The organism is Spirosoma lacussanchae (assembly GCF_005870035.1).
Taxonomy (GTDB): Bacteria; Bacteroidota; Bacteroidia; order Cytophagales; family Spirosomataceae; genus Spirosoma; species Spirosoma lacussanchae.
On sequence record NZ_SWJG01000007.1, the window covers coordinates 114,788 to 126,016 of the forward strand.

Consider the following 11,229-nt stretch of genomic DNA (forward strand, 5'->3'; position numbering starts at 1 on the left):
ATGATTACGATACAAGAGGCTATCGCTATAGCTCAAAAGTCATTGACTGCTATTTACGGGCAACAGAACGATGTGCAGGTAGAAGAATATGCCATTGATAGTGCCCGGCAACACTGGCTGGTTACGGTCAGCTTCTCGGTTCGTAGTCAGGATGAAAACAGCATTGCCAGTCTGATACCAGAGAAAAAATGGAAGACGTTTAGTATCGACGTTGCAACGGGCGATGTAACGTACATGATAGCTGGTGGAGCTGGCGAGATTCTGAGATGACAGTACATCAGTTACAGCAGCAGGAAGGCGTGTTGATGGATACTAATCTACTGCTATTGTATAGTGTTGGCCGGTACGACCCCAATCTGATTCCAAGATTCACGACACGCTTAAGCCGTTATGACGTTGAGGATTACCAGTTACTGCGTCAGTTTATCGGTCTGTTTCGAAAAGTGATTACAACACCGCACGTACTAACAGAAACGATAAACCTGATCGACAAGAAAAGCGGGCGTTATAGCCCAGTGTTGAGCCGGTTGGCCAGCGAGGTGGCTATTTTCGACGAGCGTTACGTATCGGCCGCCGACATTATTGCAAAAAACGGCCACTATCTGTCAACGTTTGGGTTAACGGATCTGGTTTTATGTGAATTGGCTCAACAATCAGTAGTGATTCTTACCGATGATGGAGCTGTTGGATCGCTGATTACGGGTAAGAAAGGCCTTGTTCTTAATTTTGGACAGCTCCGGGATCTGCTCATTCAAAAAAAACCTCCAGGCCGTAGACGGTAAAAAGGTAAAATGCCGTTATGCGTTTTGCGCAGAACACATGGTATATTTACGTCGATGATATCATAATTTTATTTCCCTAAAATACCTAATCACCAAACTGAATTTTCCTGCATGGAAACTCAAGTAAAACCAAGTGACACCACCAGCGTATGGCGCCGGAAGCCGATGTATCTCTACGAGCAGGATATGCAGAAGAGCGAACTCAAGCGCGTTCTGGGCAAGTGGAGTTTAACGGCCATCGGTATCGGTGCCATCATTGGAGGGGGTATCTTCGTACTGACCGGTACGGCTGCTCACTTCCATGCAGGGCCTGCGCTGGCTTTATCGTTCGTCATTGCGGGTATAGGCTGTATTTTTGCGGCCCTGTGCTATGCTGAATTTGCGGCCATGCTGCCGGTAGAAGGCTCGGCCTACGCCTATGCCTACGGAACCATCGGTGAGCTGTTCGCCTGGGTTATCGGCTGGGGTCTTATTCTCGAATATGCGATGGGTGCCATGACGGTGGCCGTAAGCTGGTCGGGGTACTTTAACAAGCTGCTGCACCTCTTCGGTATCGATATTCCGTTCTGGCTACGAAACGACCCGGTTTCGGCCGCTAACTTCGCCCGGCTCAACGGCCTTGCCGATCCGGGTTTCTCGGTGAACCTGCCCGCTTTTCTGATCGTCTGGCTGGTAACGGCCGTGCTCGTACGCGGTATCAAAGAAGCCGCCGGTGCCAACAACCTGATCGTGATCCTGAAAGTTGCCGCGGTTATCTTCGTGATTCTGGTCGGCGTATTCTACGTCAACACCGCCAACTGGATTCCGTTTATTCCGGAAGCGCGGACCATCACCGGCGAGAACGGCGCTCCGCACGAAGCCTACGGATGGGCCGGTATCGTATCGGGTGCGTCGGCCATCTTCTTCGCCTACATCGGCTTCGACGCCGTATCGACCCAGGCGGGTGAGGCTATCAACCCCCGTAAAGACATTCCGTTTGCCATCGTTACCTCGCTGCTGGTCTGCACCATCCTCTACATTCTGGTGTCGCTGGTGCTGACGGGCATGATCAATTACAACGATATTGTAGGCGATGCCCTGAAAGCACCGGTAGCGGCTGCGTTCGACAGCGTTGGGCAGACATGGGCCGTCTTCATCATTACGGCGGCTGCTACGGCTGGTCTGATTTCGGTGATGCTGGTGATGATGCTGGGCCAGACCCGGATCTTCCTGGGTATGGCTAAAGATGGCCTGCTGCCGAACTTCTTCCGGGTTATTCACCCCATCTTCAAAACTCCGCATCAGAGCACCATTCTGGTTGGTCTGCTGGTATCGGTCGTGGCTGCGTTTACCCCGATCAGCATCCTGGGCGACATGTGTTCGTTCGGTACCCTGTTCGCGTTCGCCATGGTTTGTCTGGCCGTGTTCATTCTGCGTCGGCGCGATCCCGAACGGGAGCGTCCGTTCCGGGCACCGCTGCTGAGCGTTATTGCGCCCCTGGGCATCCTGACCAACTTCTACCTGATCGTGAACCTGAGCGAACTGGCGCAGATTCTGGCGTTCTGCTGGCTGCTGCTGGGGCTGGTAGTGTATTTCATCTACGGCCGTCGACACAGTAAACTGAACGATTTGTAGCCGAAATAAAAACACAGGACGATACAGAAAAGCCCCCGGCAGCACCGGGGGCTTTTTCGTGTTCAGAAACCGACATCTTGACCGAAGGCCGTAGTTTTGCAGCAGCATGAATTTTCAATTCTCTATAGAGTACTTGCTGGCGTTACTGATAGGACTGGTCATCGGGATGGCCGGGGGCGGTGGGTCTATCCTGACAGTACCCATTTTCGTGTACATATTTGGCATACCTACGCTGCTGGCTACGACCTATTCGCTGTTCGTGGTGGGCGTAACGTCGTTGGTAGGCTCGGTCAATCATGTGTTGAAGAAGCGGGTAAACCTGCGTATTACGGCTGCCTTTGCGTTGCCCTCGTTCATATCGGTTTATCTGAGTCGCCGGTTTCTGGTGCCGGCCCTGCCCGACCCTTTATTACAGGTTGGGTCGTTTGCGTTGCCTAAACCAACCGCTATTCTATATTTCTTCATCATCGTGATGGTGCTGGCCGCGCGGGCCATGATCCGAAACGACCGACCCGAGCAGGGTGAAGCCAGCCTGCCGCCCGATGGGGTGCGCCCGCGGTACGATCTGCTGGCCCTCGACGGCCTGGCTGTCGGCATGCTGACGGGTACGATCGGGGCGGGTGGGGGGTTCCTGATCGTGCCGATGCTGGTGCTGCTGGCCGGACTGCCTATTCACCGGGCCGTGGCTACCTCCGTCTTCCTGATTGCGGTCAACTCCTTTGTGGGCTTCATGGGTGATCTGCAGCATACCCACCTCGACTGGAATTTTCTGCTGCCTTTTACGGGTTTATCCATCATCGGTATTTTCATCGGCATGTATCTGGCCCGTTTTGTGGCGCCCGATCAGCTGAAAAAAGGATTTGGCTGGTTTGTACTGATCGTTGCGGCCGGCATGATCGTTAAAGAATTGGTATAACGCGGGCCTGGCCTGCCTCTCTACACATGGTTATCGAGCAATTATATACAGGTTGTTTAGCGCAGGGCGCGTATTACATAGAAAGTGCGGGCGAAGCGGCCATTATTGACCCCCTCCGCGAAACGGCACCGTACCTGCGGAAAGCCGACCGGGCCGGTGCGCGCATCAAATACGTGTTCGAAACCCACTTCCACGCCGATTTTGTGTCGGGACATCTGGATTTGGCCCGAAAGTCGGGCGCTACCATCGTTTACGGTCCCAACGCGCATACCCATTACGACGTGTACCAGGCGCAGGATGGCGAAACCTTTACGCTCGGCCGGGTGACCATCAAAGTGCTGCACACGCCTGGCCATACGCTCGAATCGACAACCTATCTGCTGCTCGACGAAGACGGTCGGGAGCACGCCATCTTCACCGGCGATACGCTTTTTATCGGTGATGTGGGTCGTCCTGACCTGGCTATCAAAGGCGACTTGACCGAACGGGATCTGGCCGGGATGCTCTATGATAGCCTGCATGCTAAAATTCTGCCCTTACCCGACGAGGTCATCGTTTATCCGGCCCACGGCGCTGGCTCGGCCTGCGGTAAGAACATGAGCAAGGAAACCACCGATTCGCTGGGCAATCAGAAACGCTACAACTACGCGCTGAAAGCCGAAACCCGCGACGAGTTTATCCGGCAGGTACTCAGCGGACTGAGTGCGGCTCCTGCCTACTTTGCCGAGAATGCCCGACTCAACAAAGAAGGCTATGAATCGGTTGACCGGGTGCTGGAGCGGGGCAGCCGGGCGCTGTCGCCGGAGGCCTTCGAAGCGGCCGTCAACGAAACCGGGGCGCTGGTGCTCGACGTGCGCGAAGCAGCTGACTTTGCCCGTGGATTTATTCCGAATGCGATCAACATCGGCCTGAACGGACAGTTTGCCCCCTGGGTTGGCGCGCTCATCGCCGATCTGAATCAGCCCCTGGCCCTGGTAACCCCCGCCGGGCAGGAAACCGAAACTGTACTGCGGCTGGCGCGGGTCGGCTATGACCACACCATCGGGTATCTGGAGGGTGGGTTTGATGCCTGGCGGCAGGCCGGCAAAGAAACCGATACCGTTAAGTCGATCCCGGCGGATGAGTTTGCCCGGCGCCGGTCCGATTCTCCCGACGCTATGGTGGTCGATGTCCGGAAACTCACCGAATTTGAGCTGGAACACGTGGAAGGAGCCGAAAACTTACCCCTCGATACGCTCAGCGAACACCTGGCCGAGTTGCGCAGCGACGAACCGGTTTATGTACACTGCGCCGGTGGGTACCGGTCTATGGTAGCCAGCTCCATTCTGAAAGCGCGCGGGTTCGATAACGTCGTCAACGTAGAAGGGGGGATCGCGGCCATCCGGAAAACCGGCGTTCCCATCGTAGCAGACGTGACGCACTAAGCCGTCTGACCTGTTTTCACCGAACCGGATTTTCATCGATACCCAACCTGGGCAGGGCTGGGTTCAGCACGCGCGGTACTACCTTGATACGGAAGACGCGGGTACCGGCTACGTCAAAATCACAGCTGTAAAATTCGCGCTGCTTCACCCCTCTGTATACCGCCGTGTAGTTAACCCGGGGAGGCCAGTTGTTGAGGGCCAGTTCGGCCGTGATGGCATCGACGGCTTTTCGCAAGTTGGAGAAAAAGATAACGACCGGTTCGCGCTGCCGAATCGTGTTGAGCGACCCTACAGCCTGAATCGTAACTTCGTAAATGACCCGACCCGGAGGTCGTGACAGCCCCTTTTCGCGCATAAATCCTATTCTTAACGCAAGTTCATGGAAAATAACGATTTTATGAAAAACTATTGTGCTATTTTTCAAGTCGTAAACTAAATACAGTCTTAGGGCGTTTTACTATCAACTACCGCAGCAAAGCTCCCGACCACTAACCAGGCCGGGATTTTTTGTGGCCCAGCAAAAAAGCACCGCCCTGACTGAGCGGTGCTTTTTTGATTCTATACCAGTGTCTGGTTTTCTGTCGTCCCGACAAGAGTCTCGGCCGTACCGACGCTTTTCTTGTCATCCCGACGACAGGACCGACCCGACTATTTTTTATACATCACCGCTTCAACGGCCTGTAGCGTACGCTTCACGTTCGGCAGGATAGCCTCGATCAGCGTTGGGGCGTAGGGCAGCGGCAGGTCCATGCTGTTAACCCGGATTACGGGCGCATCGAGGTAGTCGAACGCATGGCGCTGGATGTTGTAGGTCAGTTCTGACGAGATAGCGGCCAGGGGCCAGGCTTCTTCAACGACAACGCAGCGGTTGGTTTTCTTCACCGAGTTGATTACGGTCGGGTAGTCGATGGGGCGCACGGTGCGCAGGTCGATTACTTCGGCCGAGATGCCATTTTTGGCCAGCTCTTCGGCGGCTGCCAGCGCTACCTTCATGATTTTGCCAAACGAGACAATGGTAACGTCGTTACCCTCGCGAACGATGTTGGCCTGCCCGATCGGAATCAGGTATTCCTCTTCCGGCACCTGCCCTTTATCGCCGTACATCAGCTCCGACTCCATGAAAATAACGGGGTCATTGTCGCGGATGCTGCTTTTTAGCAAACCTTTGGCGTCGTAGGGATTCGACGGAACCACTACCTTCAGGCCCGGCGTGTTGGCAAACCAGTTCTCGAAGTTCTGCGAGTGCTGACTCGATAGCATACCGGCGTTACCGGTTGGCCCGCGGAACACGATGGGGCAGGAGTACTGACCGCCCGACATGCTCATGACCTTGGCGGCTGAGTTGATGACCTGGTCAATGGCAACGAGCGAGAAGTTGAACGTCATGAACTCGATGATGGGGCGCAGGCCGTTCATGGCTGAACCAACGCCAATACCGGCAAATCCCAGCTCGGCAATGGGTGTATCAATAACCCGCTCGGGACCGAATTCGTCGAGCATACCCTGGCTCACCTTGTAGGCGCCATTGTACTCAGCCACTTCTTCGCCCATCAGGTAGACCTTCGGGTCCCGGCGCATTTCTTCGTTCATGGCCTCCCGCAGGGCTTCACGGAACTGTATTTCTCTCATGCTGAATGCGTTGTTTCGGTTAGGTCTGTGGGTCAGACCCGGTATGGGATGCTGACACGACTATGCTGAAAAACCGGTCAAAATTAGGCAAAACGGCTGATTCATCAAACGACCTACCCTCTCCATCTGCGAAGTTCGTGACAGGTCACCCGAACTAAAAAATAAGACAGCCGTCATGCAACCTGGTGCCATCTGTGATCGTCCTATGCCTAGTTGAGATGCCGGGTGTTCTGTTAAATACTCTTAATGACGAATCAGTCGGCTCTTTGCGCTTATACTTTTGCTTCCATACCCCCCAATCTTCGTCTTCCTATGCGTTTTTTACTCATCGCTCTGTGTGTAACTGTGGTGCTCCGGGTTGCGGCTCAGACCCCCAACCGGCCCGGTAAACTCAGCGGGACACTGACCGATTCGACAACGGCCCGACCTGTTCCTTATGCCACGGTAGCCCTGCAACAGCCCGATGGGAGGCTCGTAACGGGCACGACTACCGATGAGACAGGCGCGTTCACCCTGCCCAATCTGGCCGTGGGTACGTACCGGCTACAGATTTCGTTCGTAGGCTACCGTAGCCGTATACTCACTCCCGTTCAGATCACGGCCGAAAAGCCTGAGCTGACTCTCGGCACGATCCGGTTCGTGGCCGATAGCCAGAACCTGAACGAGGTCAGCGTAGTCGGGCAGAAAGCGCTAATCGAAGACAAGGGCGACCGGCTGGTCTATAACGCCGAGAAAGACGCTACCAACACCGGCGGAACAGCCGCCGACGTGCTCCGCAAAGTGCCAATGCTCACCGTAGACCTTGATGGTAATGTGAAGATGCGCGGTAGTGGCAACATAAAAGTGCTGGTAAACGGTAAACCGTCCAGCATCATGGCCCGCAATCTGGCGGATGCGCTGAAGCAGATGCCGGCCAACATCATCAAATCGGTCGAAGTTATTACCAGCCCCGGTGCCCGATATGATGCGGAAGGCTCGGCGGGGGTAATCAATATCATTACGAAGAAAGCCCTCAAAGGCATGAACGGAACCGTAAACGCCACCGTGGGCAACCTGAACCGCTCGCTGGGTGGCAACCTGAACGTTCGGGGCAGCAAGTTGGGGCTGGCCGTATCGCTCAACGGCTACCAGTATCGCAATATCTCCGAAAATACCAGTACCCGAACGGCACTCACCGATGGTCAGCCCAGCAGTGTGCTGTTTCAGCGCGGTAGCCGCGACAATACCGGCACCGGCGGCTACGGCGAAATGAGTCTCGACTACGACCCCGACTCAACCAACCGAATCAATTTCTCGACCAATGGCTGGGGCGGCAACTTCCCGCAGAACAGCGATCTCTACAGCCGCCTGACCGACCCGCGGGGCGCGGTGTTACAGGAGTTTCGGCGCGACATCCAGTACCGGAACCCGTATGGCAATACGGAGTTCAACCTCGGCTGGACCAAGTCGTTCCGGAAAGCGGGCGACTCGGCCGACAAGCCGGTTCGGGAGTTTTCGTTTCTGTCGCAGTACGCCCGCATGCCCGACAACTATTACTACACCATTACCCAGCGGAGTATGCAGTCGGAGGTGCCGTCGTATCTGGAGCGCAGTACCAACCTGAGCCGCAACAACGAGTACACGTTTCAAACCGATTACGTACATCCGGTAGCCCTGCGCGACTCGGCTTCGCTGCGGGTTGAGGTAGGCGCCAAAACTATCCTGCGGAATATCGGCAGCGAGTTCGAGATCGAACAGTCGACAACGGGACTGGCGGCCGATTACGAGCTGGACCCCAGCCGCAGTAACGAGTTTAAATACAGCCAGCGGGTGACGGCGGGCTACACCTCGTTCAAGCTGGAAACGAAACAGAAATGGAGCCTGACAACCGGCCTGCGCCTGGAACAGACCGCCATTCGGGGTGACTTTCCGACCACGCAGACCTCGTTCAGCAATACCTACAGCAACCTGATTCCGAGCTTCACCCTGGCCAAAACCATCCGGGACAAGCATACCCTCAAAACGAGCTATACACAGCGGATTTCGCGCCCAATGGTCTGGTACCTGAACCCGTTCCGCAACTTCAGCGATCCCAAAAACGTACAGACCGGGAATCCCTACCTGAATCCGGAGCTAACTCATGCTACCGAGCTGTCGTACAGCACGTTCGGGAAGAGCGGTTCGTCGTTCAGCGCGTCGGTGTTCTGGCGGCAGACTAACAATGCCATCGAGTTTCTGACCACGGTTGGGGCCGATGGGGTGGCGCTCAGCACCTTTCAGAACATTGGGCGGAATGCGAGCTACGGCACCAACGTAAACACGACCCTGCAGCCCAATAAGAACCTGAACATATCGGTGGGTACCGATCTGACGTACATAACTCTCTATAGCCCGGCCATCAACCAGCAGAACGCGGGCTGGGTCGGTAGCCTCAACACCAACTCGTCGCTCAAACTGCCGAAAGACCTTACCCTTCAGCTGAACTCCTACGTCAGTTCGGGCTGGATAAGCCTGCAGGGCCGTAATTCGGGCTGGTACTATTACGCCCTGTCGGCTAAGAAAGAATTCTGGAAAAAGAACGCCAGCCTGACGCTGAACGTATCGAACCCGTTTGGCCAGTATGTGCGGCAAACGAGCGACATGGCTGCCCCGACGTTCCGGTCCGAAACCACGTTTCTGTTCGTAAACCGCATGGCCCGGCTCACCTTCAGCTACAAATTTGGGCAGATGAACGCGGGCGGTAAGCAAAGCAAAAAGATTAGCAACGACGACAGCAAAGGGGGCGGGCGGTAGTCTAGCGTTGCCGGGCCGATGCCTTCTTCAGATCGTCGATAACGATTTCTTCGAAGCCGGGCAGGGTTTTGTAGGCGTAGGTGGCCCGCCATTTGGTGTCGCGGTAGTCGTACGACACCTCCAGATACGGTTTGGTACCGGCCTCGCCGGTGTCGTTGGCCCGGGTATTGATCCGGACCGGAATATCGCGGTAGTAGTTGAAGTAATTGGGATGAGTCAGGTAACCGAGCGGAGTCGTATCCCACGGAACAAATCCATCAACGCCGAAGAGCTGCTGGTTAAACAGCTGCCAGGGCCGGAGCTGGTCGTAGACCCACTTGTCGGCGGTGTGTTTGTTGTTTAGAAAGTCGATGTCGGTTTTGCCCAGGAACGTATAAACGCTGCACTCATACCCCGACAGCACGACCTTTACCCCTGACTCGAACAGAATCCGGAACGATTCGGGGTCGGTTTCGAAGTTATAATCACCCACGCTCAGCTTTCCCAGACCGGGTTTGAACGGCAGACCGGGCGTCCGGGCCGCACAAACAACCACCTCTTCGATCTGCGGAATCAGTTCCGGATGGTTTTTAACCAGCGTAGCGACGTTGGTAACGGGGCCGATGGCCAGAATCGGCATTTTTTCGGCCCGGAGAGCCTTAGCCATGGCCCGGGTGGCGTCATTCTCGACGCCCGCATCCTTAGCCGTATCGGACCCTTTATAGACTGGAATAGTACGGCCGGTCTGGTTGTACCAGCCCAGCAGTTTCTGGGTTACGGCATAGGCATAGTCGGCATAGGTAACGGTGCTGATTCCTACCAGTTCTACCTTATCGGGGTGTTGCAGGGCCATGATGAGCGCAATGGCATCGTCGACTTCGCGGGCGGTTTTGTCTTTCATCCCGATCATGATGTCGGTGTCGAGCCAGATCCGGCGGGGTTTGGCAGCTGGCTGGGCCAGGGCCGAAAACGAGGTGAGCAGCAGGCAGAAAAAAAATGAACGCATGTAAACGACAGTCGAAAAAGAGAAAAAGCCACCCTCCGGCCGATGGCGGGAATAGCAGTAAGAGAACAATCAGCGGAGCAGAGAATGGGCGTCGTCGAGCAGATTGCGCTTGGCCTCCAGCGACAAACTGAGCGGTAGCTGGGCCAGCCCAATCAGCCGACGCATAATTTCAACGCCCGTAAACTGCTGGCGCAGGGTATCGTCGAAACCATTTGGTTTCTCATACGACGACAGAATGGTATTGAGCACCGTAGCCGGTTGTTCGGCCATCATCAGGTGGGCGATCATGATGCCCAGATCGAATTCGGGAGGCCCGTAAAAACAGAACTCCGGATCAATCACCTTAACGCCATCCGTGGTCTGGAGCCAGCTGCCGGGGTAGTAGTCGCCGTGCAGCAGCGCCCGCCCATCGGCCTTGTACACCGCACCCAGTTGCCCGACGCGTCGTTTCAGATCGGTATCGTTTTTGTAAGGTGCAGCGAGCGCCTGCAAACCCGGCTGAACGGTATCGAGGTCGAACCCGTTGTCGGCCAGGAACGGGTAGTTGAAGATATGCTCGTGGTTAAGCGCCCGCATGTCGCGGTTGGCAAACGCCGGATCGGGCACATCGGTCGAGAACTGGCTGTGCAGCACCGACAGGTAGCCGGTCAGGGCCCGGGCATCGGCTTCATCGAGCTGACGGCAGGGCTGGTACAGAAAGGTGTAGTCGGTAGCGGTGCCGAGGTCTTCCAGCACCAGTATGTTGTTTTCTTCGTCCATACCCAGCAGCTGCGGCATCCGCTCGGCCAGCATCGGAACGGCCTGCGCTTTCTGGTAGAAACGACCTTCGATGATAGCCCGGTCGGCCGGGGCCGCAATAGTCGGGTATTTTTCGACGTATCCCCTCGATTGCTTGATGATGAGCGTCCGCAGCGGGGTGGTGATCCGCAGGGTGTAGTTCATATTTCCCTCGCCCGGTTTCTCCGCCGACGAAACGACCTCGGCGGTATCGAGCCAGCCGCGTCGGCGCAGGTAGTCCTGTATGGCATGGGGTTGTTGTGCGTCCAGATGCATATTTTTTTCTGTTCAGACCGATGGTTTCGCAGGGAGTCACGCGCTGAGCGTCCG

10 protein-coding genes are annotated in these 11,229 nt (G+C 55.8%); 6 read left to right on the forward strand and 4 right to left on the reverse strand.

Annotated features, from left to right (window positions below):
* The 5 genes from FBR45_RS21065 to FBR45_RS21085 all read left to right on the forward strand — a co-directional run bounded on the left by FBR45_RS21065 (nucleotide 1) and on the right by FBR45_RS21085 (nucleotide 4,736).
* Nucleotides 1-270 (forward strand): hypothetical protein, encoded by a 270-nt coding sequence (locus FBR45_RS21065; protein ID WP_138505995.1) that lies wholly within the window; start codon nucleotides 1-3, stop codon nucleotides 268-270.
* Entirely contained in the window at nucleotides 267-782 is a 516-nt protein-coding gene (locus FBR45_RS21070; RefSeq protein WP_138505997.1) for a PIN domain-containing protein, read from the forward strand. The genes FBR45_RS21065 and FBR45_RS21070 overlap by 4 nt, the downstream gene beginning before the upstream one ends.
* 111 nt (nucleotides 783-893) lie before the next feature.
* Complete coding sequence (locus FBR45_RS21075) at nucleotides 894-2,396, forward strand: APC family permease (RefSeq protein ID WP_138505999.1); 1,503 nt, start codon at nucleotides 894-896, stop codon at nucleotides 2,394-2,396.
* 106 nt (nucleotides 2,397-2,502) lie between these two features.
* Nucleotides 2,503-3,312: a sulfite exporter TauE/SafE family protein gene (locus tag FBR45_RS21080; protein WP_138506001.1), complete on the forward strand. Its 810-nt coding sequence runs from the start codon at nucleotides 2,503-2,505 to the stop codon at nucleotides 3,310-3,312.
* 26 nt (nucleotides 3,313-3,338) lie between these two features.
* Nucleotides 3,339-4,736 carry an MBL fold metallo-hydrolase gene (locus FBR45_RS21085; protein ID WP_138506003.1) on the forward strand — a complete coding sequence of 466 codons (1,398 nt, stop codon included), beginning with the start codon at nucleotides 3,339-3,341 and terminating at the stop codon, nucleotides 4,734-4,736.
* 16 nt (nucleotides 4,737-4,752) lie between these two features.
* Here the strand turns inward: FBR45_RS21085 and FBR45_RS21090 are convergent, their stop codons facing one another.
* Together FBR45_RS21090 and FBR45_RS21095 are read right to left on the reverse strand one after the other, a co-directional pair.
* A complete protein-coding gene (locus FBR45_RS21090) occupies nucleotides 4,753-5,091 on the reverse strand; it encodes a hypothetical protein (protein WP_138506005.1) in 339 nt (112 codons plus the stop codon).
* A 293-nt stretch (nucleotides 5,092-5,384) separates the two neighbouring features.
* Nucleotides 5,385-6,401 carry a pyruvate dehydrogenase complex E1 component subunit beta gene (locus FBR45_RS21095; protein WP_262709538.1) on the reverse strand — a complete coding sequence of 339 codons (1,017 nt, stop codon included), beginning with the start codon at nucleotides 6,399-6,401 and terminating at the stop codon, nucleotides 5,385-5,387.
* Nucleotides 6,402-6,677: 276 nt separating this feature from the next.
* Here FBR45_RS21095 and FBR45_RS21100 point away from each other — a divergent pair, with 276 nt between their 5' ends.
* Nucleotides 6,678-9,137: an outer membrane beta-barrel family protein gene (locus FBR45_RS21100; protein WP_138506009.1), complete on the forward strand. Its 2,460-nt coding sequence runs from the start codon at nucleotides 6,678-6,680 to the stop codon at nucleotides 9,135-9,137.
* A gap of 1 nt (nucleotide 9,138) precedes the next feature.
* On the opposite strand, the gene FBR45_RS21105 is transcribed toward FBR45_RS21100, so the two are convergent.
* Together FBR45_RS21105 and FBR45_RS21110 are read right to left on the reverse strand one after the other, a co-directional pair.
* A complete protein-coding gene (locus tag FBR45_RS21105; protein WP_138506011.1) occupies nucleotides 9,139-10,122 on the reverse strand; it encodes a nucleoside hydrolase in 984 nt (327 codons plus the stop codon).
* Between the two features lie 69 nt (nucleotides 10,123-10,191).
* Nucleotides 10,192-11,175: a phosphotransferase gene (locus tag FBR45_RS21110; protein WP_138506013.1), complete on the reverse strand. Its 984-nt coding sequence runs from the start codon at nucleotides 11,173-11,175 to the stop codon at nucleotides 10,192-10,194.
* Between the last annotated feature and the right edge of the window lie 54 nt (nucleotides 11,176-11,229).